19 protein-coding genes are annotated in these 25371 nt (G+C 61.3%); 13 read left to right on the forward strand and 6 right to left on the reverse strand.

Features of this window, described 5'->3' with window-relative positions:
• Nucleotides 1-17: 17 nt before the first annotated feature.
• From QEO92_RS18665 to QEO92_RS18690, 6 genes are read left to right on the forward strand one after another with little or no spacing between them, the layout of a single operon-like run.
• Nucleotides 18-974, forward strand: a complete 957-nt coding sequence (locus QEO92_RS18665) for an ABC transporter permease (protein WP_227704024.1) — start codon at nucleotides 18-20, stop codon at nucleotides 972-974.
• A gap of 2 nt (nucleotides 975-976) precedes the next feature.
• Nucleotides 977-1936 carry an ABC transporter permease gene (locus tag QEO92_RS18670; protein WP_037152957.1) on the forward strand — a complete coding sequence of 320 codons (960 nt, stop codon included), beginning with the start codon at nucleotides 977-979 and terminating at the stop codon, nucleotides 1934-1936.
• Entirely contained in the window at nucleotides 1933-2940 is a 1008-nt protein-coding gene (locus tag QEO92_RS18675) for an ABC transporter ATP-binding protein (RefSeq protein ID WP_227704025.1), read from the forward strand. The genes QEO92_RS18670 and QEO92_RS18675 overlap by 4 nt, the downstream gene beginning before the upstream one ends.
• On the forward strand, nucleotides 2940-3929 hold the full coding sequence (locus QEO92_RS18680; protein WP_227704026.1) for an ABC transporter ATP-binding protein: 990 nt from the start codon (nucleotides 2940-2942) through the stop codon (nucleotides 3927-3929). Before QEO92_RS18675 ends, QEO92_RS18680 begins: the two co-directional genes overlap by 1 nt.
• Entirely contained in the window at nucleotides 3929-5002 is a 1074-nt protein-coding gene (locus QEO92_RS18685; protein ID WP_227704027.1) for a four-carbon acid sugar kinase family protein, read from the forward strand. The genes QEO92_RS18680 and QEO92_RS18685 overlap by 1 nt, the downstream gene beginning before the upstream one ends.
• A gap of 9 nt (nucleotides 5003-5011) precedes the next feature.
• A complete protein-coding gene (locus QEO92_RS18690; RefSeq protein WP_037152964.1) occupies nucleotides 5012-5782 on the forward strand; it encodes a FadR/GntR family transcriptional regulator in 771 nt (256 codons plus the stop codon).
• Between the two features lie 21 nt (nucleotides 5783-5803).
• On the opposite strand, the gene QEO92_RS18695 is transcribed toward QEO92_RS18690, so the two are convergent.
• Both QEO92_RS18695 and QEO92_RS18700 read right to left on the reverse strand, forming a co-directional pair.
• Nucleotides 5804-8014, reverse strand: coding sequence for an alpha-amylase family protein (locus QEO92_RS18695; protein WP_227704028.1), 2211 nt, complete (start codon nucleotides 8012-8014; stop codon nucleotides 5804-5806).
• A gap of 28 nt (nucleotides 8015-8042) precedes the next feature.
• Nucleotides 8043-9143 carry a LacI family DNA-binding transcriptional regulator gene (locus tag QEO92_RS18700; RefSeq protein WP_227704029.1) on the reverse strand — a complete coding sequence of 367 codons (1101 nt, stop codon included), beginning with the start codon at nucleotides 9141-9143 and terminating at the stop codon, nucleotides 8043-8045.
• Nucleotides 9144-9414: 271 nt separating this feature from the next.
• On the opposite strand from QEO92_RS18700, the gene QEO92_RS18705 reads away from it, so the two are divergent.
• The 6 genes from QEO92_RS18705 (at nucleotide 9415) to QEO92_RS18730 (ending at nucleotide 17720) form a co-directional block, all read left to right on the forward strand.
• Nucleotides 9415-11034: an ABC transporter substrate-binding protein gene (locus QEO92_RS18705; protein WP_227704030.1), complete on the forward strand. Its 1620-nt coding sequence runs from the start codon at nucleotides 9415-9417 to the stop codon at nucleotides 11032-11034.
• A 171-nt stretch (nucleotides 11035-11205) separates the two neighbouring features.
• Nucleotides 11206-13791: a hypothetical protein gene (locus QEO92_RS18710; protein WP_227704031.1), complete on the forward strand. Its 2586-nt coding sequence runs from the start codon at nucleotides 11206-11208 to the stop codon at nucleotides 13789-13791.
• 80 nt (nucleotides 13792-13871) lie between these two features.
• Nucleotides 13872-14807 carry an ABC transporter permease gene (locus QEO92_RS18715; protein ID WP_037152971.1) on the forward strand — a complete coding sequence of 312 codons (936 nt, stop codon included), beginning with the start codon at nucleotides 13872-13874 and terminating at the stop codon, nucleotides 14805-14807.
• Nucleotides 14807-15700, forward strand: a complete 894-nt coding sequence (locus QEO92_RS18720) for an ABC transporter permease (protein ID WP_227704032.1) — start codon at nucleotides 14807-14809, stop codon at nucleotides 15698-15700. Before QEO92_RS18715 ends, QEO92_RS18720 begins: the two co-directional genes overlap by 1 nt.
• Nucleotides 15697-16704, forward strand: coding sequence for an ABC transporter ATP-binding protein (locus tag QEO92_RS18725; RefSeq protein WP_227704033.1), 1008 nt, complete (start codon nucleotides 15697-15699; stop codon nucleotides 16702-16704). The genes QEO92_RS18720 and QEO92_RS18725 overlap by 4 nt, the downstream gene beginning before the upstream one ends.
• On the forward strand, nucleotides 16701-17720 hold the full coding sequence (locus QEO92_RS18730) for an ABC transporter ATP-binding protein (RefSeq protein ID WP_227704034.1): 1020 nt from the start codon (nucleotides 16701-16703) through the stop codon (nucleotides 17718-17720). The genes QEO92_RS18725 and QEO92_RS18730 overlap by 4 nt, the downstream gene beginning before the upstream one ends.
• A gap of 171 nt (nucleotides 17721-17891) precedes the next feature.
• Here the strand turns inward: QEO92_RS18730 and QEO92_RS18735 are convergent, their stop codons facing one another.
• The 4 genes from QEO92_RS18735 to QEO92_RS18750 form a co-directional block, all read right to left on the reverse strand.
• The gene (locus QEO92_RS18735) at nucleotides 17892-19481 is read right to left on the reverse strand and encodes an ABC transporter substrate-binding protein (RefSeq protein WP_280107462.1); all 1590 of its coding nucleotides are present in this window, start codon (nucleotides 19479-19481) and stop codon (nucleotides 17892-17894) included.
• A 36-nt stretch (nucleotides 19482-19517) separates the two neighbouring features.
• Nucleotides 19518-20630 carry a mandelate racemase/muconate lactonizing enzyme family protein gene (locus QEO92_RS18740; RefSeq protein WP_227704036.1) on the reverse strand — a complete coding sequence of 371 codons (1113 nt, stop codon included), beginning with the start codon at nucleotides 20628-20630 and terminating at the stop codon, nucleotides 19518-19520.
• A 263-nt stretch (nucleotides 20631-20893) separates the two neighbouring features.
• Nucleotides 20894-21724: a MaoC family dehydratase gene (locus QEO92_RS18745; protein WP_227704037.1), complete on the reverse strand. Its 831-nt coding sequence runs from the start codon at nucleotides 21722-21724 to the stop codon at nucleotides 20894-20896.
• A gap of 3 nt (nucleotides 21725-21727) precedes the next feature.
• The gene (locus QEO92_RS18750) at nucleotides 21728-24094 is read right to left on the reverse strand and encodes a CaiB/BaiF CoA transferase family protein (RefSeq protein ID WP_227704038.1); all 2367 of its coding nucleotides are present in this window, start codon (nucleotides 24092-24094) and stop codon (nucleotides 21728-21730) included.
• 177 nt (nucleotides 24095-24271) lie between these two features.
• Here QEO92_RS18750 and QEO92_RS18755 point away from each other — a divergent pair, with 177 nt between their 5' ends.
• Nucleotides 24272-25309, forward strand: coding sequence for a LacI family DNA-binding transcriptional regulator (locus tag QEO92_RS18755; protein WP_227704039.1), 1038 nt, complete (start codon nucleotides 24272-24274; stop codon nucleotides 25307-25309).
• Nucleotides 25310-25371: the final 62 nt, after the last annotated feature.

Genomic DNA, 25371 nt, shown 5'->3' on the forward strand with positions numbered 1-25371 from the left:
CGGGAGGATTTTCGGCGATGCTGCGTTATGTTGCGACACGATTTGCGATCTGGATCCCGTCGGTCCTGCTCGTCATGCTGGCGGTCTATGCGCTGGTTTTTTACGGCGCGGGCGATCCGATCAAGCTGATTTTTCTGCGTGCACCGGGCGATGTGGCCTATAACCCGCAACGCATCGAGGCGATCCGCGAAAGCGCCGGCCTCAACAAGCCGTTCATCGAACAGTTCGCCTACTATGTCTGGAATCTCGCCCAGGGCAAATTCGGCAATTCGCTGAGTTCCGGCCGCTCGGTCTGGGCGCTGGTGAAAGCGGCTGCCCCGGTCTCCTTCCAGCTCGCTCTCTGTTCCGTCATCCTCACGGCGCTGGTCGCCATTCCGCTCGGCATGATCGCAGCGCTGAACCAGAACACCCGTATCGACTACACCATTCTGGGTTCGGCCCTCTTCCTCTGGGCGATCCCGGCCTATGTCGCCGGTCCGCTCCTGATGGTGGCGCTGATCGTTCTCCTGCCCGGCGTCAGGGTGCCTTATGGCTGGGGCGGTATCTTCGACGTGCGCATCCTCCTGCCGCTTATCGTCCTCTCCTTCCAGCCGATTGCGCTGATCGTGCGCCAGACACGGGCCGCCGTCATCGAGGTTCTGTCGGAGGATTTCGTCCGCACTGCCCGCGCCAAGGGCGTACCGGAGATAATGGTGGCGCTGCGCCACATCCTGCGGCCGGTACTGACCCCCGTCGTCACCCAGCTCGGCCTGATCATGATCACCATCGTCAACGGCGCGATCTTCGTGGAACTGGTCTTCGGCCTGCCCGGTCTCGGCCGCCTCACCGTGCAGGCGCTGATCAATTCGGATTATCCGGTGATCCTGGCGATCACCCTGATCGGCTCCTTCCTGGTGATGATCTCCAACCTTCTGGTCGACATCCTCTATCCGCTGCTCGACCCACGCGCCAACGCTTCCAGGAGGAGGAGCTGACGATGACGCTCGTTCAGACCAATCCGGCGATGGCCGACGAGGAGCCGCCGGTCAGCCTGTGGCGGGATGCCTGGCACCGGCTGAAACGCAACAAGCTGGCGATCCTCGGCCTCGGCATCGTCCTGCTGCTCGCCTTTGCCGCTATCTTCGGCCCGTATCTGACGCCTTACGATTTCCTGAGCCAGGACCTCGCGGCCCGCAACCAGGCGCCGTCGCTCGCCCATCTTTTCGGTACGGATGACCTCGGCCGCGATGTCTTCAGCCGTGTCGTCTACGGCACCCGCACTGCCTTCCTCGTCGCGGTCGTGGTCACGGTGATCGCTCTCGCCATCGGTACGACCCTCGGCGCAATCGCCGGCTTCTTCGGCGATCCCTATGACCGCCTCATCATGTGGCTGACCGACATGACCATGTCCGTGCCGAACCTGCTTCTGGTCGTCGTCATCAATGCCTCCCTGAAAACGCCGATCGCCCGCTGGATGGAAGCGCGATACATGGCGACCCTCAATCCCTTCTACCGTGAGACGATCTGGATCGATTTCCTCCTCGTCTTCGGGTCTATGGCGCTGATCTCGTGGCCTCCCTATGCGCGTCTTGTCCGCGCCCAGGTGCTGTCGATCCGCAGCCGCCCCTATATTACCGCCGCCATGGCGCTCGGCCTGTCGAACCGCATCATCATGACGCGCTACGTGGTGCCGAACGCGCTCGGTCCGCTGATCGTCTCGGTCAGCGCCGGCCTCGGCACGGCCATGGTGCTCGAAAGCGCCTTCTCCTTCCTGGGTGTCGGCGTGAACCCGCCGACACCGAGCTGGGGCAACATGATCTCCGACGGCCTGCGCGTCTGGCAGCACTATCCGCACCTGCTTGCCGCCCCTGCCGCCGTGCTCGGCCTCGCCTCCGTCGCCTTCTCCTTCCTCGGCGATGGCCTGAACGACGCTCTCAACCCGCGAGGTACGAAGTGACCGCTCGGAATTCAGAACCCCCTCTTCTCGATGTCAAAGGCCTGACCGTCGAAATCGACGGCCGTCGTGGCCCCGCCGTCGTCGTCGACGGGATCGATTTGCATGTCGGCAGAGGAGAGACGCTCGGCATCGTCGGCGAATCCGGCTGCGGCAAGAGCCTGACCATGCTGAGCCTGATGCGGCTCCTGCCGAACAAGATCCGTGTCAGCAAGGGAACGGCGCGTTTCGACGGCCGCGACCTGCAGACGATGCCGACCCGGGAACTGCGCAAGGTGCGCGGCGGCGATATCGGTTTCGTCTTCCAGGACCCCATGACTTCCCTCAACCCCGTGATGCGGATCGGCGACCAGCTGTGCGAGCCGCTGATCTATCACCGCAAGATGGCGAAGACGGATGCCCGCAAACGGGCCGTGGAGCTCTTGCGCCTTGTCGGCATTCCGGGGCCGGAGGAACGGCTGGACGCCTATCCGCACGAGCTTTCCGGCGGCATGCGCCAGCGTGTGATGATCGCGATCGGGCTTGCCTGCGAGCCGAAGCTGCTGATTGCCGACGAGCCGACCACCGCGCTCGACGTGACGATCCAGGCACAGATCGTCGATCTGGTGAAAGATTTGCGCAACAAACTCGGCATGTCGGTCGTCTGGATCACCCATGACCTTGCGCTGATCGCCGGTTTGGCCGATCGCGTCGTGGTGCTTTATGCCGGAACGGTGGTTGAGGACGCACCGGTCGACGAGCTTTACGCCAATCCGAGCCATCCCTATACCCGCGGCCTGCTCGCCTCGATCCCGACGCTTTCCGATGCTCCGGCCGCGCGGCTGAGTTCGATCGGCGGCACGCCGCCTGAACCCGGCCGCCGCCCTGCCGGCTGCCCGTTTGCGCCGCGCTGCCCGCTTGCCATGGACATCTGTCGGCGGGACGTGCCGAAGCTTGAACCGATCTCCTCCGGCGGCAGCCATCGCGCCGCCTGTTTTGCCGTCAACAAAGCATTGAAGGCTGCATGATGAGTGCCGAACCCCTGCTCAGGATCGAAAATCTGGTGAAGCACTTCCACGTGCGGCTCGGCGCCTTCGGCGAGAAGGCGGCGACCGTCTACGCATTGGACGACGTCAGCCTCGACATCGAGGAAGGCGAGACGCTGAGCCTCGTCGGCGAATCCGGTTGCGGCAAGTCGACGACCGGATTCACCATCCTCAACCTGCACCGCGCCAGCGGCGGCAAGGTCATCTACAAGGGCCAGGACCTGACACGGCTCGACGAGAAGCATATGCGGCCCTTCCGCCGCGATTTGCAGATCGTTTTCCAGGACCCCTATTCGACGCTCAATCCGCGCATGACGGTCGGCGAAGCGGTCGGAGAACCGATCCTCTTCCACAAACTTGCGACAAAGGCGGAGCTCAAGGAGCGCATCGCCACATTGCTCTCCGATGTCGGCCTGCCCGCCCGTTTCGCATCCCGTTATCCGCACGAGCTTTCCGGTGGTCAGCGCCAGCGCGTGGTGATTGCGAGGGCGCTTGCCTGTCAGCCGAAATTCATCGTCTGCGACGAGGCGATCTCGGCGCTCGACGTATCGATCCAGGCGCAGATCATCAACCTGCTGCTCGACCTGCAGGAGAAATACCGCCTGACCTATCTCTTCATCGCCCATGATCTTGCGGTGGTTCAGCACATTTCGACCCGTGTCGGGGTCATGTATCTTGGCCGATTGGCAGAACTCGCACCACGCGATGCGCTGTTTCAGACGCCACTACATCCCTATACCAGGGCGCTGCTCTCCGCCGTGCCCGAAACCGATCCGGAGCGCGAACGAAATCGCAAGCGCCAGATCCTGCAGGGCGATGTGCCGAGCCCGCTCAATCCGCCCTCCGGCTGCCGTTTCCACACCCGCTGCCCGATCGCCATGGAGGTCTGCTCCAAGGTCGTGCCGGAATGGAAGGCGGCACGGCCCGGTCATCTCGTGGCCTGCCATGCGGTCAATTCGGGCTTGAGCTGATGGCTATTCAAGTCGCGATCATCGCCGACGATCTGACGGGCACGCTCGATACGGGCACGCCCTTCGCGGCGGCGGGACTCGTCGTCGCGGTGGCAACCGACATAGAGGACATTCCGACCGCTTTGCGAAGCAAGCCGGACGTGCTGGTGGTCAACACCGCCTCCCGTGCCTTGCCTCCGGAGGAAGCGGAAGCGCGTATCGGGCTTGCGGCAGCGGCAATCGCAGTTGCCGAACCCGCCTTCCTCTTCAAGAAGATCGATTCACGCCTGAAAGGAAATGTCGCCGTCGAAAGCGAAGCAGTTGCAAAAGCCTCAGGTTATCGCAAGCTTGTCGTCGCGCCCGCCATTCCCGACCAGCAACGTTTCACCCGTGGTGGAGCGGTCGTCGGTCGCGGCGTCGACAAACCTATCCCGATATTGCCCCTCTTTGCCGGCCCCGGCGCGGACCTCGTCATCGCCGATGCCGAGACCGACGGTGACCTTGACCGCGTTCTCGCAAGCCATGACTGGAGCGACACGGTGGCAGTCGGAACGCGGGGCCTTGGCCTGGCGCTCGCGCGGAGGCTTCGTAAACCGGACACGAACTCCACACCTTTCCGCACCTCCGCGGCAACCTTGTTTGCAATCGGCTCCCGCGATCCGATCACCACGGCGCAGATGACGGCTCTGGAGGAATGCCGGCAGCTCCACACGGTGATCGATGCACCCGCGGGTGCCCTTGTAGCTCCACTTGAAACCGGATTGCCGGTGCTTATTCGCTGTTCCGGCGAAATCGTCGAGGACAGCGCGACCGTCGCAAGCCGATTTGCGGAAACGATCCAAGCCGCGATCGAAGCCTTGATGCCCGACACGGTGGTCACCGGCGGCGGCGACACGGCCTACGCGCTGCTGCGGGCTCTGGAAGCCGGCGTGCTGTTTCCGAAGGGTGAGATCGAGCCGGGTATTCCCTGGTGCGAAATCCTGCTGAAAAATGGCCGGCACATCCGGGTTGCGGTAAAGTCCGGGGGCTTCGGTACGCGGGAATCTCTGATACAAGCGATTGAAACGGCGCCCGAAACGCGGCAGGCCGGATGATGGGCAAGAATGGCAGATCGACTGACTGAGAGTGCACAAAGAGAAACGCGAGTAACGGCGAGCGTGAAATCGGAACGCGGCCGCTCCGTGAAACTCGTTGACCGCGTCTTCGACCAGCTTCTGGAACGCATCCGCACCGGCAATTATGCACCGGACTCACGTTTGCCCGGCGAGCACGAACTGGCAGCCATGCTCGGCGTATCCCGGCCGGTCGTCCGCGATGCCTTGAGCCGCCTTCGCGATCAGGGGCTCATCTACTCGCGCCAGGGTGCCGGAACCTTCGTCAGCGCCCAGGCGTCGGGAGCCGCGCATCTCGCCTATTCGCCGGTCAAATCGATCGCCGATATCCAGCGCTGCTACGAATTCCGCCTGACGATCGAGCCGGCGGCCGCCTTCTTCGCCGCACAGCGACGCGACAAGGCGGCGATCGACAAGATCGCCGCGGCACTCGAAGAACTGCGTGAAGCAACGAGCCACCAGCTTCATCGAGTGGAGGCGGATTTCAACTTCCACAGAGCGGTCACCGAGGCGGCCAACAACCATTTCTACACGGCCTCCATGGAAGCGCTGAAAGCGCACATCGCCGTCGGCATGCACCTCCACGGCCTGTCGCTGATGGGACCACGCCCCGGCCTGCAGCAGGTCTACGAGGAACACCAGGAAATCTTCCGTGCCATCGCCGACGGACGTGCCGAGGATGCGCGCGACCTGATGCGCAAGCACCTTGAAGGCTCGCGCGACCGCCTGTTCGAAGGTCGTGTACTCGACCTCTCGTTTTGAACCTGGCAGGGGGACCTTCCGTCAAGAGCGGAATTCGATGACGGCGACTTCATGGTCCAGGATTTGCGGGACCTCGAAAACGAGTTCTGTTCCCTCAAGTTTGGCCGCAACGTCACACGAGCTGACACGCAATTGCACTTGGCAGGAAACTTCCCTGGAGGGAACTTCCCTGGAGGGAACGCGCAGCCGGATTGTGACCGGACCGATCGGAACGAGGTCGCTCTGTCGTCCGGGCGTTTTGGCGGTAACCAGCCGGTTGTTGAGATGCAGGATATATCGGCCGTCCTGCTCATAGAGCGTCGGAGTGATGAGGCCATGCGTGCCTTCGAGCGACACCAGGAGCTTTTCACCAAGGGCCCACCGAACGGCATTGGCGATGATTAGCGCATGCTCCGGATGCTCGTCGCGGGCAAAGCACCGGTCGAGATCGCCGACAAGCCAGATGAGCTTTCCTCCCGATGTGGTTTCGCGGGCGGTGATGACCGGCAGGTCCGAATGCGGCCGCCGCATCCATGCGGTTTCCGGCGGGTAGATCGGAAATTCGTGGATAAATGTTGCAAGGACCGCAACGTCGTCATCCACCTCCACGACCGGCAGAAACCCGCCGAACGGAACGGTGTCCGTCCCTTCAAGACCGGCAAGCAGCGCATGACGCCGGCCAGTGGCCAAGGGAGCGGTCGCGTCTCTTGGGCCGTAGAGGCCGGCGCGCAGTTCTGGAACAAGCCGAATATAGGTGTGGCGATCGCTCACCTCGATGTCCGGGTTGGCAAATTCCTGCCCGCCATGCGATTTGCCCTGGCAGTGGACACCAAAAAGGTCGTTTAGCGCGAAATCCTCGCGCGGGTCACCGAACGGCCCGTAAAGACTGGTCTCGGATGTCGCTACGACCGATCCGCCGGACTTTGCGAATATTTTCACCGCCTCGGCCTGCGCATCAGACATGACACCGAGATTGGGCAGAATGAGAACGCCGAAACGGCCTACGACACGGCTGATGTCGTCGGCATGAACGGGCAGATAAGAGATCCCGGCGCGGTCGAGAGCACGGATCGCCCCCCTATAGGGGGTCATCGTGCGATCGTTGGCCTTGTCCTGGCCGTGGAAATCGTGGTTGTCCTGCGACCAGACGACACCGACATCGGCCAATGGCTTGCGGTCGACCAGAATGTCTTCATTGGCTTCATGCCAGGAAAAGATCGGCTCCGCGCTGTTGTACTGGCGACGATCCTCATGCGACGAGCCGATATGGTGCCACCACGGCTGGATGCCTCCGGCAAACCCCGAGGAGGACCATAACCGCACTTCGGCCGCAGGCATGCTCGCAAGCCGGAAGGCGGGGCTGCCAAGCTGGTATTGCGGCATGCTTTCCGGAATGAGCTTCTGCCATCCCCCCACTTCGTGCAGCCGCTTGCCTGCTTCCGTATTGTCGGCAAAGCCGTCGACGGCATTGCGGCGCTGATGATCGAGCATGACGATTTCGGTGCGCTCCAGTATGGATTTGAGGTCGATGAACCGGTTACCATTGTTGAGCACGTCTCCGCTGATCATGCCCATCCAACGGCAATGCTCGCCGCCTGCCTGCATGGTAACGGAATTGTTGAATTCCCAGAGGTCTGTCCGGCGCTTGTAGCTCCAGCGGATCCAGCGTCGGTAACGCTCGTCGGACCAGTCATGGCCGGAGGGTAGATCGACTCCGGAATATCCCCGGAATTGATCGGCACAGTGCCGGCAATAACAGATCTTCTTGCGCGGAATACCTGCCCAGCTGTTGTCGGCAAACCCGTCTGGATGACTGCGCTCGATGAGCTCACGCATGATCTCCGGCAGATATTCCGAATAATAGGGAGAGTTGACGCAGGTAATGTACTTGTCCGCCTGCCGATAGGGTTTGCCGGTCGCGTCAACGCAGATCCAATCCGGATGAGCACGATAGAAATCCTCGGCAACCCGATTGGAGTCCATCCGGGCGATAACCTTAAGCCCCTCCTCCCGGGCCTCCTTGACGATTTCTCCATAGAGATCACGCTCGCCCAGTGTATGAGCCCTGTGATGCAACGGAAAGCGGGAAGGATAGTAGGCAACGATCCCACCGGAATTGACGATGACCCCCTGGATACGTGTCTTGCGCCAATGCGCGCGCCACCAGGCGGCATCGTAGCGGTCCGGGTCGATCTCCACCAGATTGGTCTGCCCCCAACGCTTCGTTGTCCTGTACCAGGGTTCTTCAGCCATTCTTTCCTCCCTCAGTTTGCCGACTTCCTCATTCAGCCGCAGCATCCCTTGGTTGCGCGGACTTTCCCGTGCGATCGGTGCTCGCACGCTTCATGACGTCGAAGCCGACATCGACAATCCGTTCATCGTCCGGCTCGCCGTCCAACTGCCGACGCAAGGCGATAACGGCGTCATGTCCGACCTTCCAACGATGGGTCCGGACACTCGACAGGGAGGGAGAAGCCGCCTCCATGAAATCCTCATCATTGAATCCTGCTATGCCGAATTCGCGGGGGACTGCCACGCCCCGGGCCTGGCATTCGAAGAGAGCGCCCAGCGCCAGAACGTCATTGTTGCAGAAGACGGCATCCATATCCGGCGCCGCTTTCCAGAGATCCGCGAGCAGCTGCCGCCCCATGGCGGGCGTTGAATACTGATGCCTGTCCCAACTGCCGCGCAAGGCCAGTGCTTCGAGATCACCGGCAGGGTTGACCAGTTGCGGATCATATAGCCCCGCCTCCTCCAAAGCTTCGACATATCCCGACAACCGCCCCTTGGAACGGCTGTTCATCCAGCCGCTCAGGAATCCGATGCGGCGATATCCGGCTTCGATCAGATGTTGCGTCATCGCCTTGCCGGCGTCGTGATGGGAAAAGCCGATGATCTTGTTCACCGGATTGTCGGAGAGATCCATGATCTGGATGACCGGGCAATTCGCCTTTTCCAGCATCCGGCGGCCGGCAGCGCTCTGGTCGATCCCTGAAACGATCAGGCCGGCCGGCTTGTGTCGCAAAAGTTCGGCAAGCAGCCGATCCTCCTCGTCGAGATCATAGCGCGTGTTGCCGACCTGGATATGCAGCCTGGTCTGGCCGATCCCGTCATAGATGCCGCGCAAGACATCGGCGAAAATATGCTGCGTCAGCGAGGGCACGAGGACGCCCACCACGTCGCTGCGGGTGGATGCCAGGGTCCGGGCAGCGAGATTGGGAACATACCCGAGTTCGCGGACGGCAGTATCGATCTTCTCGCGCAGCATGTCCGACACCAGGGAAGGGTCCCGCAAAGCGCGGGATACGGTAATCGCCCCTACCCCGGCACGCTGGGCAACATCGGCTATCGTGGGTCTACCGTCCGTACGGCGTTTAGACATTCAAGGCTCCATGAAATGGCCACCTGTTCGCATCACGGCGGGAAGGCGCCGCCGCGTGCGTCTGCAGCACGCCACGATGATATCCACGTTGCCGCAGGTAATCCATTTACGCCCTCGTCCAACCACAGCGTTCGCCTCCCCAATTCAAAAAATCGACTTCCAGCGCTTGACGATCTGTTTATGGTAGCGCTACCATCAGCGCGAGTTGTTCGTCAACCGTCTTGTGCCGTGGAGGCGACACGGAGCCGGTACAGCCCAGGGGAGGAGTGGCATGGCAATATCTCGACGCATGTTCATGAGCCGCACGGCCGCAACCATTGCCGGCGCAGGCATCGCGACCAGCCTTGGTCCGAACGCTCTCGCACAGGGAGCAACAGATACGTTGCGGCTGGCCTTTGCCGCCCGCGGCGTCCGCACTATCGATCCGGCCAAATCGATCCAGGGTGCCGACGAATGGGCCATCATCCATATCTTCGACAAGCTTGTGGAAGTGCCGCTCGGGCATTTTCCGGGTAGTGTCGCCGAAGTTCAGCCGAGCCTTGCAACCAGCTGGTCGATGACACCGGATGCGAAGACATGGACGTTCCAGCTTCGCCAGGGCGTGAAGTTCCACAAAGGCTATGGCGACCTCACGTCGGACGACGTGAAATACACCTTCGATCGCCTGCGCAACGACAAGGCTCTGGGCGGCAATCGCGTCCTGTTTGACAATATCGCCGACGTGAAAGTGGACGGTCTCAACACGGTCATATTCACGCTGAACCAGCCCGATCCGCTGTTCATCATGGGGCCGCTCAGCCACTATTCGTCCAGCATCATTTCACGCAAGGCACTTGAGGAAAAAGGGGCAGCCGCCTTCGAAAAGGACCCGATCGGCACCGGACCTTACCAGCTCGCGAGTGTCGAAAGCGATCCCTCGCAGGGCGTGAAGCTCACCGCCAACAAGGACTATTTCGGCGGGGCGCCCGTCACCCCCAATCTCCAGGTCCGCTATATCGCGGATACCACGGCTAGGACGCTGGCGCTGCTTTCGGGTGACGTTCACATGATCGAAGGCGTTCGTGCGCCGGGCTGGGTGCCCTCGATTCAGCAACGAAATGCGAACCTGCATTTCGACGTCGCCTCCCCGGGAAGCTTCTTCACCATCTCGTTCAACCTGACAGTGAAGCCCTTCGACGACATCCGTGTCCGGCGGGCAATCGCCCATCTGATCAATCGCGACGAGATCGCCAACGCCATGGCTCCGGTCAGTCAGCGGACCTATGGCCTGAATCCGCCTGCCTATCTGGGAGGGTTCACAACGGAGACCATCCCTGCAGAGGTTCGTTATGACTACGATCCGGAGAAGGCGAAGGCACTGCTGACCGAGGCCGGTCATCCGAACGGGTTCTCGTTCAACGCCGACACCTCGCAGCGCGAGGATTATTCCTCGGTAATGCTGATCGTCCAGGAACAGCTTCGCGCCGGCGGGATCGACATGAAGCTGAACATCAAGGACCACACCGCCTTCCACGCCGATCAGCAGAAAGGCACCAACACGATCTTCCAGCGCTCGGCGGCCTATCCGCCTGTCCCTACGCAGGCGATCATCGAGCAATTGAGTGCCGCTGCCGAAGTCAAATCAGATGGTTCCGGCGGTCCCAATTTCAGCCACTATGGCGTCGCCATCCCCGGCATCGACGACATGCTGAAGAAGGCGATGGAGGAGCCTGATCTGGAGAAACGCGTCAAGCTGGTCCAGGACATCGAGGTCAAGTTCCTGACCGACATGCCGCTCCTGCCGATCAGCGACAACGGCTATCTGGTCGTCCGGGCTGCCAATGTCGATCTCGGCTACGAACTCAAGTCGGGCTACGCCCACTGGCGGCTGACCAAGGCGAAGATCAGCTGACCGGCAAAGCCGATCGCCAAACGAAACAGGCCCGCCGGGCACAGTCCCGGCTGGCTGCGCCATGCCCGATTTCATGAATTCATCCGCCGAAAGACGGCGAGCCTCGACGCCTCACCCAAGAGCGCTCCGAGAAAGCGGTGAATTCGAGCCTGTTTTTAGAGGAATGACGTTATGACTGCATCGGCTTCGGTCACCATTGTTCTCCCGAGGACGGATACCGCCCCGCCGGTTCGCTGGGCCGCGGCCGAACTGCAAAACGCGCTTGCGCGCCGGAACGTGGAGGCCAGGATCGCCGATACGGCGCAGTCCGGTATCGTTATCAATGTCTTCGGAGCCGGCCTGCCCGACACTCGAGAACTGCCTGTGGAACTCCCTGAAGCGCCGGAAAGCTTCGTGCTCGTCCGGCAGGGCGACATCATCACCGCCTGGGGTTCCGATACGCGCGGATTGGTCTTCGCGCTGACGGAACTAGCCGATCGGGTGCGTTTCGCTCCAGGCCAGGATTTATTCGAAGGCACTTTCCCGCTTGTCGAGCAACCATCTGCCCGCGTGCGAAGCATGAGCCGGCTGTTCTGCAGTGAGCAGGAAGACAAGATCTGGTTCTACGACCGTCAGCAATGGCGCGAATACCTGTCGATGCTTGCAGCCAACCGCTTCAATCGTTTTTCACTCGCGCTCGGTTTTGGTTACAACTACCCCTACCACAATCCATGGATTACCGACGTCTATTTCTATTTCCCCTATCCTTATCTGCTTAACCTCCCCGCCCATGACGTGAGGGTCGAGGAACTGCCGGACGACGAGCGCGAGCTGAATCTGGAAATGCTGAAGTTCATCGGCCGGGAAGCTGCCAAGCGAGGGCTCGAATTCCAGCTTGCGCTCTGGACCCAGCGATACGACTTCGATGACGTGCCGCGCGCCAATTACACCGTCACGGGCATAACCAAAGACAATCTCGCCCCCTATTGTCGCGAGGCTATCACGACGCTCCTGAAGGAAGTGCCCGAAATTACCGGGCTTACCTTCCGGGTCCATGTGGAGGGCGGCATCGCCGAGGGCGAATACGGCTTCTGGGAAGAAGCTTTCGCCGGCGTTGCCGCTGCCGGCCGTCCGATCGAAATCGACATGCACGGCAAGGGCCTCGACCACAGGATGATCGGAATCGCCCGCGCCAGCGGCATGCCGATCGCGGCCTCGCCGAAATATCTGGCTGAGCACATGGGCCCGCCCTATCACCAGTCGGCCATTCGCGACAAGGAATATCCGCCGGAAGTCGCCCGGAGCGAGCGAGAGCAGTTGAGCGAGGGCTCGCGAAAGTTCCTGCGGTATTCCTATGGCGATCTCTTGACCGCGGACAAGGACTATAAGGTCATCTACCGCATCTGGCCAGGCACGCAGCGTGTGCTTCTCTGGGGAGATCCCGAGTTTGCCGCAGGCTACGGGCGCAGTTCCATGTTTGCCGGCTCCGACGGAGTCGAATGGTGTGAACCTTTGGGCTTCAAGGGGCGTATGGGAACCGGCATTCCGGGCGGGCGCTTCAACTACCAGAAACAGGGCCTTGCCACCCGTTACGACTGGCAGAAATACGACTATCAGTACCGCGTCTGGGGGCGGTTGCTTTATAACCCGGATGCGCCACGCGAAAGCTGGATGCGCTATCTCACCAAGACCTGCGGCGATACAGCAGAGGCATGCGAAAAGGGGCTGTCCTGGGCAAGCCGGGTCCTGCCGCTGGTCACACTGGCGCATGGCCCGTCCGCATCCAACAACCACTATTGGCCGGAGGTCTACACCAACCTCGCCCTGATCGACGGCTCGGGACGGAGAGCCTATGGTTCCGATATGGAGGGACCGGTCCGCTTCGGTAACGCTCCGACCTTCGATCCTGCCCTCTTTGCCAATGCGCGTGAATACATTGAACTGCTGCTCAACGGAAAGGCATCGCACCGCTATACCCCGCTCGATGTCGCCGACTGGCTGGACGAGATGGCGCATGGCTGCGAGAGCGCAGTCCTCAAGGCGACCGGCACCAAAAGCTTCGGCAACATAGCCGTGCAGCGGATGATCGTCGACATCCAGATCTGCGCCGGGCTGGCACGCTTCTTCGCTGAACGCTTCCGGGCGGCATGCTGGGCCGAGCTCTTCGTCGCAACCAAGGTCACGACGCTGATGGATCGTGTCATCGACCATGCAAACCGCTCGCTGATGGCATGGGAGAAGATCGCCGACATTTCCCGTGATCTCTACATGGATGACCTCACCTATGGCCCACAATCCTGGCTGCGTGGCTCGTGGCATTCGCGACTGCCGGAAATGCGTGCGGAACTGGCCGATCTGGAATCGCTCCGTGGCGGCGGCTTTTATGAAAGCGTCAGGGCCGAACCAGCGGTGGCAGCCACGATCGCGGCGCTGGAAGCACGCCAACCCGTCTCATCAAGCGCGTCCTCCGTGCATGGTGCCCCGACCTTCAAGCCGGGCGAGGATTTCGTGGTCCGCTTCGCCGGAGAGACCGATGGTGAGCCCCTCCTCCACTGCCGGCACGTCAATCAGGCCGAGCGCTGGATATCTCTGCCGATGAGGCGACGGGAGGATAGCTTCGTCGCGACCATCCCGGGCGACTACACACGCTCGAAGTATCACCTGCAGTATTTCGTCAGCTTTGAGCGCGACGGACGAAATTTCTTATCGCCGGGATTGCAGCCGAACCTCGCCAACGAGCCTTATTTGACGTCCTTGCAGGAGAGAGGCTGGCAGTAGGCAGGTGATTGCGCAAGTATAGCCTGCCCGTGCTGCGAGGAGGCAAAACGGACACCGCGACCAGGGAGGAGGAAAACACCATGGCGCGATATCTTCTGTTGAGATTGGCGGATGCCGTTCCCACAGTCCTGCTGGTTCTGACCCTCGTCTTCATCGCCATGCGCATTCTGCCGGGCGATCCGGCGATCGCAGCGCTAGGAGATATGGCGACGCCGGAACAGCTCGAAATTTTCCGCGAGCGGATGGGCCTGAACGCGCCTCTCTGGCAGCAATACATCGACTTCATCTGGGGCATGCTGACGCTCGATTTCGGCACGTCGCTAATGAACAATCAATCGGTGCTGCGACTGATCGGCTATAACCTGCCCTACACGATCGAATTGACTATCGTCGCCATGATACTGGGCGTCGGTTTTGGTATTCCGCTCGGCGTGCTGGCGGCGACCCATCGTAACAAGGCCGCCGACAGTGCGGTGCGCGGCTTCTCACTGCTCGGCTATGCAGTGCCGGATTTTTACCTGGGAGCCCTGCTTCTCATCACCTTCTCGCTGAACCTCGGGCTTTTTCCCATCAATGGCGGCGGGGAGGGTTTTCTCGACCGGATGCATCACGTCTTCCTGCCGGCCGTCACGCTGGCATTGGTCAAGGCGGCCTTCATCGGACGGCTCACGCGAACGTCCCTGCTGGAAGTCTTCGGCAAGGATTACATCCGCACGGCGCGGGCCAAGGGTGCAAGGGAACCAAGGGTCATCTACCGGCACGGGCTGCGCAATGCCCTGCTGCCGCTCACCACCGGGATCGGCCTCAGCACGCTCGCCACTTTGTCGGGATCGGTGGCAATCGAACTGGTGTTCAATCGCCCGGGCATCGGCAAGCTGCTCATCAGCGCCATCTCGGAACGCGATTATGCAGTCATCCAGGGCGGCGTCGTGATTTTCGCGATGTTCGTCGTGCTCATCAACCTCATGATGGACCTCGTCTATATCGTCGTCGATCCCAGAATTCGGGTGCAGTAATGGCCGTCAGTACAGAACATTCCGAACTGCCGTCCCCTTCCCTAGCACCGGAACCGAGGGCGCTGAGCCGGCTTGGCTACGAGCTCTTCTCGCGCACATCGACGATGTTCGCGTTTGCGGTCGTCGTGGTCTTCGTGTTCGTCGCGGTTTTCGCGCCGCTTCTCGCACCTTATGACCCGCTGGCCCAGAGCATCCTCAAGATCAACCGGCTGCCTTCCGCCGACAATTGGCTCGGCACCGACCAGTTCGGGCGCGACGTCCTGTCGAGGATGATCTACGGCTCGCGGAACTCACTGATCTTCGGCCTCATCTCGCCGGTGCTGGCGGCGATCTGCGGTACGGTGCTTGGCGTGGTTGCCGGGTATTTCGGCGGAGTCATAGACCGCATCATTTCCCGCCTGATCGACCTCCTCCTCGCCTTCCCCGAATTGCTGCTCGCCATCATGATCGCGGCGGTGCTGGGCGGAGGCTTCTGGAATGTCATCGCCGTAATCACCGTCGCTTTCGTTCCGGGCTTTGCCCGCGTGGCGCGCGCCTCAACGCTTGCGGTCAAGCAGGAGCCCTATGTGGAGGCGGCCATCGCAGTCGGCGTGCGCACGCCGGTCATCATCTTCCGCCACGTGATCCCCAATATCGCCGCCCCGATCGTCGTGCTGATGACGCTCTGGGTCGCCTCGGCCATCCGCCTCGAAGCGTCGCTGAGCTTCCTCGGCATCGGCACGCAGCCGCCGAACCCGAGCTGGGGCAACATCATCCGCGATGGCCTCAACAATCTCTTCGGTTCGCCCTGGCCGATCATCGGGGCCGGCTTCGCCATCACCTGTGTTGTCCTTTCCTTCAACCTCCTGGGTGACGCGGTGCGAGACGTACTCGATCCGGAGATATCGGAATGACGGTACCGCTTCTGAGAGTAGATAACCTCGCTGTCGAGTTCGGACCGAAAGCCAATCCGATCCGGGTCGTCGATGGCGTAAGCTTCGAGATCCCCGCCGGCGGGGCGGTGGGGATCGTCGGTGAGTCCGGTTCCGGCAAGTCGATCACCTCGCTCTCTATCCTGCGGCTGATTTCCGAACCGCCCGGGCGCATCGTGCAGGGACGTATCGAGTTCAACGGCGTGAACCTGCTCGAGCTGCCGCGCTCGAAAATGCCCGATATCCGGGGCCGCGACATCGCCATGATCTTTCAGGAGCCGATGAGTTCGCTCAATCCCGTCATGACGATCGGGGACCAGATCGGCGAGGCGATCAAACTGCATGAGGCAATGACGGGCGAGGAAGGGCGCGCGCGCGTCATCGAGATGCTCCGCCTCGTCGGCATTCCCGACCCGGCAGGCCGGCTCGACTCCTATCCGCATCAGTTCTCGGGCGGCATGCGCCAGCGCGTCATGATCGCCATGGCGCTCGCCTGCAACCCGAAACTGCTGATCGCGGACGAGCCGACAACGGCCCTCGACGTCACAATCCAGGCCCAGGTCCTCGACCTGATGCATAAGCTGCGCCGTACGCTGAACACCGCCATTCTGCTGATTTCACACGATCTCGGCGTCATCGCGGACGTTTGCGAGCGCGTCGTCGTCATGTATGCCGGCCGTGTTGTAGAGGAAGCAGACATCCGCTCGATCTTCCGCACACCGCAGCACCCTTATACGCGGGGACTTCTGCAATCGATTCCGCGGCTCGATGACGACCGCGACCGCCTCTACCAGATCCCTGGATCGGTGCCGCTGGCCGGATCGGTCAAAAAGGGCTGTCCTTTCTATGAACGCTGCTCGCTGCGCATCGAAAAATGCGCGAACGAAATGCCGCCCATGTTCTCTTTCGGGCCTGATCAGCGGGCGGCATGCTGGGTGACGGCCAGCCAGGCGGATGCCAAGAAGAAGGAGGCGGCCCTGCAATGACCGATCCCATCATTCGCATCAACGACCTCGGCAAGACATTCGGCTCCGGCATGCGGCTCAGCCTTGCGAAACAGGCCGACGAGGTGCGCGCCGTCGACGGCTGCTCTTTCGAGATCAATCGCGGCGAGACGCTGGCACTCGTGGGCGAATCCGGCTGTGGCAAATCCACGCTGGGGCGGCTCTTGTTGCGGTTGATCGATGCCACCGCGGGCAAGGTCTATTTCGAGAATACCGAACTGACGAACCTGCCCGCCGCGCGCATGCGAGACATGCGCCGCCACCTGCAGATGATCTTCCAGGACCCTTACGGCTCGCTCAGTCCTCGCCGTACGATCGCGCAGATCATCGCCGAACCTCTCGACGTGTTTGGCTTGGTCCGCTCGGGCCGCCAGCGGCGCGAACGCGTCGCCGACCTCATGACCCAGGTCGGACTTTCGCCAAGCTTCATGGACAGGCATCCGCGCCAGTTCTCCGGCGGCCAACGCCAGCGCATCGGCATCGCCCGCGCCATCGCCGTCGATCCGAGCTTCATCGTGGCCGACGAACCCGTTTCCGCGCTCGACGTTTCCGTGCAGGCGCAGATCATCAACCTGATGCAGGACTTGCAGAAGCAGAAAGGCTTTTCGTTCCTGTTCATCGCCCATGACCTCGCCGTGGTGCGCCATATCGCCGATCGGGTTGCGGTCATGTATCTCGGCCGCATTGTCGAGATCGGACCGAAGAAGCAGATCTACGGCATGCCTCAGCATCCTTATACGCAGGCGCTTCTGTCGGCGGCCCCGGAGCCAGATCCCGACCGCAAGGGAAAGCGGATCATTTTGGAGGGAGACGTCCCGAGCCCCAAGCGCGTCCCGTCAGGGTGCAGTTTTCATACCCGTTGTCCGATCCGTCAGGATATCTGCGGCATCGAGCGGCCACCCTTGCGCGAGGTGGCGCCGGGTCAGCTCACGGCCTGTCATTTTGCAAAGCCGTTTCCGATCCCTCGGCCGACGGCATCTCAAGCGGTTCCGGCCTGATAAAATCAACAGGAAATGTCCGAAGACCGGCGAGGCACAAGCATCACCGGTCTTCGTGGGCCCGCGACCGGATGAGGTCGGAGTTGCTTTTCGAGAGGAGAACGCACCCTTCTGGAAAAGGCTATCCCCGAAGATCGCTCAACAGGGATAGCAGGCGCTGGGAGGATTATATCACGCCGTTTTGGTCGCGCGATGGAAGCGCCAGCGGGCATAGCCGCTCTTCACGGGGTAACCGAGATCAACGCGTTTGTTGCGCGCCACGGTGAAGGACAGCGTCGACAGACCGATCAGCGGCAGATCGCGGAGCACCTGCAGCTCGATCTTTTTGCAGAGATCCACATAGATCTTGTAATCGGTCGCCTGCAGGGCCTGGTTGAGCAGATCGTCGATACCCGGCATCGCCACGCCGTAATGGCTGTAGGCGCCGCCACCCTTGCCGTCCGGCTTTACTTCCGATTTCGACGAAAGCTGCTGGAAATAAAGCTGCGTCGGGATCGGCGGATAGCTCGAAGAATGCATCGCGAGCGTGTTCTTGTCGCTGCGATTGTCTGCGTGATAGGCCGTGTGGTCGCCGATCTTGAGGTTCATGCGCAGACCGACGGCGCGCAACTGCTCCTGTACGATGAGCATGGTCGAGGAATAGTCCTCGCGTTGGCTGCAATTGCTGTCGAAATCGAACCCGTCCGGAAAACCTGCTTCCGCCAACAGGGCCTTGGCCTTTTCCGGATCGTATTTGTATTGCAGTTCCGGCGGCAGATCCTCGGTCTTGGAGCCGGCGGGGAAGAAATCCGGCTGCAGGCCGGCCATGAAGCCACCCATCGGCTTCAGCGCCTCGGCGACCGCATGCCGGTCGATCGCATACATGACCGCCTGACGGACCTTCAGGTTGTCAAAAGGCTTGCGCTTGAGATTGATATGCAGGGTATTGAACGAACCCGGCTGCGTCATGTCGAACTGCAGGGTGGGGTCACGCTGCAGCATCGAATCCACCCAGCCCGGTGCACGCACGGCCTCGATCATATCCACGTTGCCGGAGAGCAGCGCCAATGTGCGGGCCGTGGTGTCGGCGATGAAGACGCATTCGACATTGGCAATCTTTGCCTTGTTGCCCCAATAACCCTCATGGCGCTTCATCGCCTCGCCCCATTCGCTGTCAAAGCGGGTGAGCTCGTAGGGACCGGTGCCGACCGCATCCGTCATGAACTTCTCAGCGCCGATCTTGTCGAAGGCCTTCTTCGAAACGATCACAGTATTGTTGGAAAAGATCGTGGTGCCGAGCAGGTTCACGTCCGGTGTCTTCAGCGTGATTTCGACCTCGTAAGGTCCCTTGGCGACCACGTCCGCGACGTTCGACATGATGGTTCTGTTGGTGCCGTCGGCAATTGCACGCTTGTAGGAAAAGACGACGTCATCGGACGTCATCTCGCCATACCCCTTGTGGAACTGCACGCCCTGACGAAGCTTGAAATTCCAGGTTTTGGCGTCCGGGGAAGATGTCCATTCGGTCGCGAGCGTCGGCACATATTTGTCGGGCGAGGTGGCGAAATCGCCGTCTTCCGGACGGACGAGCTGTTCGTACATCTGCTCCGTCGCCCAATTATCGGACCCTTGCGTCGTGAAGTTCGGATCACTGGTACGCGGCCCGCCTGCGGCAATCCCGATGCGGATGACGTCGGTGTCCTGGGCATTGGCTGCGCGGACGCCCATTGTGCTCAATGCCGTTGCCGCGGCAGCCAGTTCAAGAAATTCCCTTCTGTTCAAGCTCATCATCTCCTCCCAAAGACAAGTTTGAGTCTATCAGCTTCGCCGCATCTTCAATTCAGCATCGCGGACCACCAGGCCAAGACCCGGCCCATTCGGAACCGTAAACTTGCCATCGGACGGTATCGGCGGATTCTCGAAAGCCACATGCATGCGGGTCGAGGGATCGGCAAACTCGGCGGGCTTGGTAAGGTGCATGATGGTCGCGAGCACATGCAGATTCGCGGTGTGCGCGATGGTCGGCTGCGTCTGATGCGGCACCAGTTCGACCCCGTGCGCATGGCATATCGCGGCGCATTGCATGAGCCCGGTAATGCCGCCCATCTTGACGATATCCGGCTGCACCATGCGGACCCCGGCATTGATCATGTCGACGAGCGCTTGGGTAGTGTAAGTCTGCTCCGCCGCCGAAACGGTGATGTCGAGTCGCTGGGCGACCTCCCCCATCGCACGAACGTTATAGTGCTGCACCGGCTCTTCGAACCAGATATAGCCGAGCTCCTCCAAGGCCCGCCCGACCCGGATCGCACCGCCGACCGAATATTGGTTGTTGGCATCAAAGGCGAGCGGGAAATCGTCGCCGACGAGCTTTCGAACCGCTTTCGCCTTTGCGATATCGCCCGGGATGTCATAGTCCTGCCGGGTACGGTCGCCATCCCAGCGGATCTTGATGGCGGCCGGCGTCTCTTTCCTCCAGCGTGCCTCGACAACACGCAGGACTTCATCGACGGTGCGCCCGGCATTGCCCCCGATCGAAGCGTAGAACGGCACCTCGGTGCGCCATCCGCCACCGAGCAGTTTGAAGATCGGCTGGTTGAAATACTTTCCCTTGATGTCCCAGAGCGCGATGTCAAGCGCAGCAAGCGCCCCGGTCACGGCGCCTTCCGGCCCGAGCTTCACGTATCTATGCAAAAGCCTGTCATACAGCACCGCCTGGTCCAGCGCATCCGCACCGATCAGGGATGGCGCGAAGTCCCGCACCACACCGAGCGAATGCTCGCCGCCCATCATCGGCGAAGCCTCGCCATATCCGACGATCCCGTCGATCGTCGTCACCCGAACGATCGCGCTGCGGCGACCCGGCGGCTCGTTCGGCTCCCACATCACCTGGAGAGCTTCTATGGATTTAATGGTCGTCGGCGTAGCCACTGCGCATCCTCAATGAAAAAGCAAAACCGCCCGCGCATGAGCGCGGGTTGAAAAGTCCTTTGGCACTGTCCCGGCAACGCCCGGCAAACAGTTCGATGCATGACATGCTGTGCTGAAGTCTCGCGCGGCCCTCCCGACCGCATCGATCACCGTGATCGGCCTGTCGCCGTCACATTCCTCCATATTGACAGCATTGCGCAAATTGCATCCGTATGCAAGCGACATCTGCAAAAAAGCGGAATGAATGGCGGGCCTGATGATGATCAGGAAGACACCTGCTCAAAGGCATAGATCTGGGTTCGGAGAAACCGTGCGACGAGTTTTCCATCCGCAAGCATGAATTCCTCGCTTTCGAGATAATGCTTGCCTTTGCGGAGATAGGCTCCTGCGACCGCACCGACGACGGCAAGCCGCTGCCCCGGCCTCGCCTGAGCGAAATGCTGCGTCTCGATCCCCGTCAGGACCACCGGAGTGGGAAATCTGAAGCTGTTGTTCGTATCGCCCATGGCAAGCCGCATCAGGCATCCCGAATGGACGACCGCCTCCCGCTCGTAGAAAGGATCGGCCTCACCGAAGGCACGCAGGGAAGCCTTGAAATCAACATCCGTCAGGATTCGATTGGCCGTGGTGAGAGGCATGCCCCGGCTGAGATCCCCCGCCTCAACCGGCGGAGGAATCTCGGGCCTTGCAATAGCGGCAAGCCTTGACATGTCCGGCAGGTCCGGTGAGTCCTCCGGCAATCCGATCCAGCCGGCAGCAACCTCGTCACCATCCTCGTTCATAACCGAAACTTCCGCCCGGCATATACTGCCTTCATCTTGAAGAGGACCTGCGCGCATCACCAGATGGTCGCCGTTATGGACCGGCCGGCGGAAGCGCACGCCCATGCCGCCGCGGACCGTCCAATCCTTGCCCCAGGCGTGAAGCGCGAGGCGGCTGATATGGCCGTAAACGAAGGCGCCCGGAACCAGTGCTGCCTTGTAGCCGCGTGATCTTGCCACCGCGTCGTCATGGATCGACCCTTTGTAGCGCGGATCGTCGTCGAGCCGGATGTTAACGGCCAGTTCTCGTGGAAAGACGGGAGATGAATTCATGCTTCAACCGTCCGGAAAAGGCACGGCCGCCATCGCATCGCTCTTCGAAATGCGATCGATGTCGGAGGCTGAAAAGGCCAATATGTGCCGAAGCACATGCTGATTATGGCCACCGAATTGTGGCGCGGCGCGGCGCTGGCTTCCGGGCGTACGGCTCAAATGAATGGGCAGGCCGGGATGGCGATGTCGCCCTGCATCGGGATGATCGAGTTCGGTGAAGAACCCGCGATAGGCAAGATAGGTGCTCGCCGCCACATCGGCTGCGTTTGCGACAGGAGCGGCCGCCACGCCGGCATATTGCAGGAGCCTTGCGACCGCATGCTTGTCCCGGGTCGCTGTCCATTCGCAGATGATGGAGGTCAACTCCGCCTCGTTACGCTTGCGAGCGGCAAGATCGGAGAAGCGCGGATCGGAGGCAAGCTCGGGCCGACCCATGGCCGCGCAAAGGGCGACCCACTGTTTGTGGTCCTCCGCGGCAATGACCACCCATTGATCCTCGCCTCGCGCAGGGAAGGCGTCATGCGGCGCCATGTGCAGAACCCGGTTCCCATCCGCCGGCGGGTCGTCTCCGGTTTCAGCAGCAAGTAGAAGCTCAGCGCCGATGAACTGCATGGCCGCCTCCACCTGCGGCACCTCGACATACTGGCCCTCACCTGTCCGGTCGCGATGATAAAGCGCCATCAGGATCGCGGCGGCGGCGTTGAAGCCGCCGATCGGATCGAGATAGGAAGGGCCGCTGTTTTCCGGCTGGCAGCCAGGATAGCCCATCATTGCCGACATGCCGGTCGCCATTTCCATCGTTGGCCCGAGCGCCGCATAGCGCGACATCGGTCCTCTGCCTCCGAAGGCCGGCAATTCCGCGACAATGATATCGGATTTGATCGCGGCCAGGCTCTCATAGTCGAGTCCGAGCTTGGCGAGCGTGCCCGGCCGGAAATTGCAGATCAATACATCGGCGACAGCCACGAGACGGCGAAGCGTCTTGCGCCCCTCCTCCGTCTTCAGGTTCAGGATGCACGAGAGCTTGTTGACGTTCTGCGAGTTGAAGAGGAAGGAGCGGTCGAAGGGGCGGGAACCCGCTTCACCATCGGGAAAGTTGATCGGAGTGGGTTTCTCCTTGTTGAGCCGCCAGGAATTCACGCGGTTCGGCGATTCCACATGGATCGACTGCGCGCCGAAATAGGCAAGCACCCGACCAGCCATGGGACCGGCCCAGGCCGTCGTGATCTCGATGACCCTCAGGCCTTCAAGCGGCAGCCTCGGGGACGATTGCCGACCTGGTACCCGTTCCGGGGGCGTCCAGGCGATTTCACCGTTCGCCTCGCCGAGAGCCGGTGCGCCGGATGTGACTTTACGCGGCGTAACGCTCATCCGGTAAGGCGTGCCGAGGATCAGCCGTCCGTCTGCCTTTTCCCAGTAATTCCGATCGTTGAGATGGCCGTTCTGCAACTGCTCGGACGGCTGGTAAGCCTTCGCGGCGATGACCTGCGCCTTCTGGAGCCGCTCCACCAGTTCCTCGGCGCACTGATCCGTAACCTTTTCCTGAATGATCTCGTAAAGGGTTTCCCAATTCGCCCGGCGCACAGCCGGTTCGGCAAAGCGCGGATCGTTTTCCAGATGCGGCAGGTCGAGCGCCGTGCAGACCGCATGCCAGCGATGATTGTAGATCCAGATGCAGACCCAGCCGTCGCGACATTTCACCTGGCCCGCGGGGATCGTCTGATCCCGCCGCGTGTGGATGGAGCCGTTGTAGATGTGCCGCATCACATAAGGGAAGCACATGGCTGCAGCAGTCTCCGCCGCATCCACCGAGACGACCTGACCGAGATTGCTGGAATGGCGCTCGTGCAAGGCGACGAGAATGCCGATGCAGGTCGCCAACCCTGCCGCGTAAGAGGCGCGGTTTCCGACACCATAGAGCGGTTCGCGTCCATAGGCGCCGTTGTTGTTCATCATGCCGGACAGCGCCTGAAGGACGATCTCCGGCCCGCGCCAATCCTCCAGCGGTCCATCCCGCCCGAAGGCACTGACCGATGCTACGATACAGCCGGGATTCAGCCGCTCCACGCGCTGCGGATCGAAATCCTCCGGCAAAATCGCAACGTCCGCCGCAGCCAGCATCGTGTCAAGCCGTACTGCATTCGCCCGGTCGACGACGATGGAACACTTGCCGGCGTTGAGGTGCCAGAAATGCAAGGACAGATTGGGCTCAGTCACCGAAAATGGCTGCATGCGGCGAATGGGAGAGCCTTCCACAGGCTCGATCAGCGTGACGTCCGCCCCGAAATCCGCTAGCAGGCGTGCACAATACTGTCCTGCCAGGCTATCCGAGAAATCGACGACCCGCAGGCCGTGCAATGCCGTGGGCATCCGCACCTCCACCAATCAGCTTGCCGACAGGTCTCCTTCCCCCGCCGTCGCAAAAGTAGCGCGCATTGCATACGTATGCAAGATTGGCTTCTGCTCCAATTCGTCGTATTGAAGGAAGGCTGATTAAGCGATAGGGAGAATCTCGCAGCGGTTGCAACGGTGCCAGGGAGTGCGGCATTGAATAATACGACCAGCGAAAAGGTGCGGCGCAAGCCGATGACGGCACGCGAGCTCGCTCGGATGATCGGCGTCAGCCAGTCGGCCATTTCGCGCGCCTTCACACCCGGGGCGAGCATTGCACCGCAACTCCGGGCGAAAATCCTGCGCCATGCCGAAGACGTCGGTTATCATCCCAATGCCATCGCCAGCATGCTCTCGAAGAGCCGGACGAACATCGTCGGCATCGTCATCTCGGACATGCAGAACCCTTTCTATCCGGCGCTTATCGAGAGACTTTCACGCGGGCTGCAACGCGTCGGCTTGCAGAGTCTGATGTTCAACATCACCAAGGGCGCCGACCTGGAGGAGCAGCTTTCGGCGCTGAGACGCTACAACGTCGATGCGGTCATTATCATTTCCGCGACGATCCTGTCCGGCCCGACTCTGCGTTGGGCGACGGAGGATCGGGCGGCAATCCTGATCAACCGCGTCGCGGAAGATGCGGAACTGAGTTGCGTGATCTGCGACAATATCGAGGGCGCGAGGACGATCGCCGATCATTTCCACGAGATCGGGCGCCGCCGTATCGCTTATGTGGCGGGCCTTTCGCACACCACCACCAACCGCGAGCGTCAGAGCGCCTTTATCACCCGCATCGCCGAGCACGGCATGACGCTGTCTGCGCTGATCGATGGCGGCGAGTACAGCTATTATGCAGGGCGAAACGCGGCGCTCGATATTCTGGCCCGTGGAGACACTGACGCGATCTTTTTTGCCAACGATATTCTCGCGGTCGGCGGTATCGACGCGCTTCAGGAAAATGGCGTACGCGTGCCGGAGGATATCGCTGTTGCCGGCTTCGACGACATCGCCATGGCAGGCTGGCCACATTACAGCCTGACGACATTCCGCCAGCCGATCGACACGCTTGTCGATGTCACGGTAACCATGCTCGAAGACGGCTCATGCGTGCCCGGCAAGCTACCGACCATCCGCAGGATTTCCGGTGAACTTATCAAACGCCGCTCGACGATGGGGGCGGCCTCGCCAGACTGACCCAAATAGTGCGATGCTTTCGGGGACACCTGCTTTACAGGGACCAGCGAAAGCATCCTGAG

It is taken from the genome of Neorhizobium petrolearium, assembly GCF_029854435.1.
GTDB classification, from domain to species: domain Bacteria; phylum Pseudomonadota; class Alphaproteobacteria; order Rhizobiales; family Rhizobiaceae; genus Neorhizobium; species Neorhizobium petrolearium.

Excerpts from the sequence above, each read along its gene's own strand:
- QEO92_RS18705 (WP_227704030.1), top strand. The coding sequence starts at position 9,415 with ATGGCAATATCTCGACGCATGTTCATGAGCCGCACGGCCGCAACCATT.
- QEO92_RS18690 (WP_037152964.1), top strand. The coding sequence starts at position 5,012 with ATGGCAGATCGACTGACTGAGAGTGCACAAAGAGAAACGCGAGTAACG.
- QEO92_RS18750 (WP_227704038.1), bottom strand. The coding sequence starts at position 24,094 with ATGCCCACGGCATTGCACGGCCTGCGGGTCGTCGATTTCTCGGATAGC.
- QEO92_RS18685 (WP_227704027.1), top strand. The coding sequence starts at position 3,929 with ATGGCTATTCAAGTCGCGATCATCGCCGACGATCTGACGGGCACGCTC.
- QEO92_RS18710 (WP_227704031.1), top strand. The coding sequence starts at position 11,206 with ATGACTGCATCGGCTTCGGTCACCATTGTTCTCCCGAGGACGGATACC.
- QEO92_RS18700 (WP_227704029.1), bottom strand. The coding sequence starts at position 9,143 with ATGTCTAAACGCCGTACGGACGGTAGACCCACGATAGCCGATGTTGCC.
- QEO92_RS18715 (WP_037152971.1), top strand. The coding sequence starts at position 13,872 with ATGGCGCGATATCTTCTGTTGAGATTGGCGGATGCCGTTCCCACAGTC.
- QEO92_RS18670 (WP_037152957.1), top strand. The coding sequence starts at position 977 with ATGACGCTCGTTCAGACCAATCCGGCGATGGCCGACGAGGAGCCGCCG.
- QEO92_RS18725 (WP_227704033.1), top strand. The coding sequence starts at position 15,697 with ATGACGGTACCGCTTCTGAGAGTAGATAACCTCGCTGTCGAGTTCGGA.
- QEO92_RS18665 (WP_227704024.1), top strand. The coding sequence starts at position 18 with ATGCTGCGTTATGTTGCGACACGATTTGCGATCTGGATCCCGTCGGTC.
- QEO92_RS18680 (WP_227704026.1), top strand. The coding sequence starts at position 2,940 with ATGAGTGCCGAACCCCTGCTCAGGATCGAAAATCTGGTGAAGCACTTC.
- QEO92_RS18720 (WP_227704032.1), top strand. The coding sequence starts at position 14,807 with ATGGCCGTCAGTACAGAACATTCCGAACTGCCGTCCCCTTCCCTAGCA.
- QEO92_RS18745 (WP_227704037.1), bottom strand. The coding sequence starts at position 21,724 with ATGAATTCATCTCCCGTCTTTCCACGAGAACTGGCCGTTAACATCCGG.
- QEO92_RS18695 (WP_227704028.1), bottom strand. The coding sequence starts at position 8,014 with ATGGCTGAAGAACCCTGGTACAGGACAACGAAGCGTTGGGGGCAGACC.
- QEO92_RS18730 (WP_227704034.1), top strand. The coding sequence starts at position 16,701 with ATGACCGATCCCATCATTCGCATCAACGACCTCGGCAAGACATTCGGC.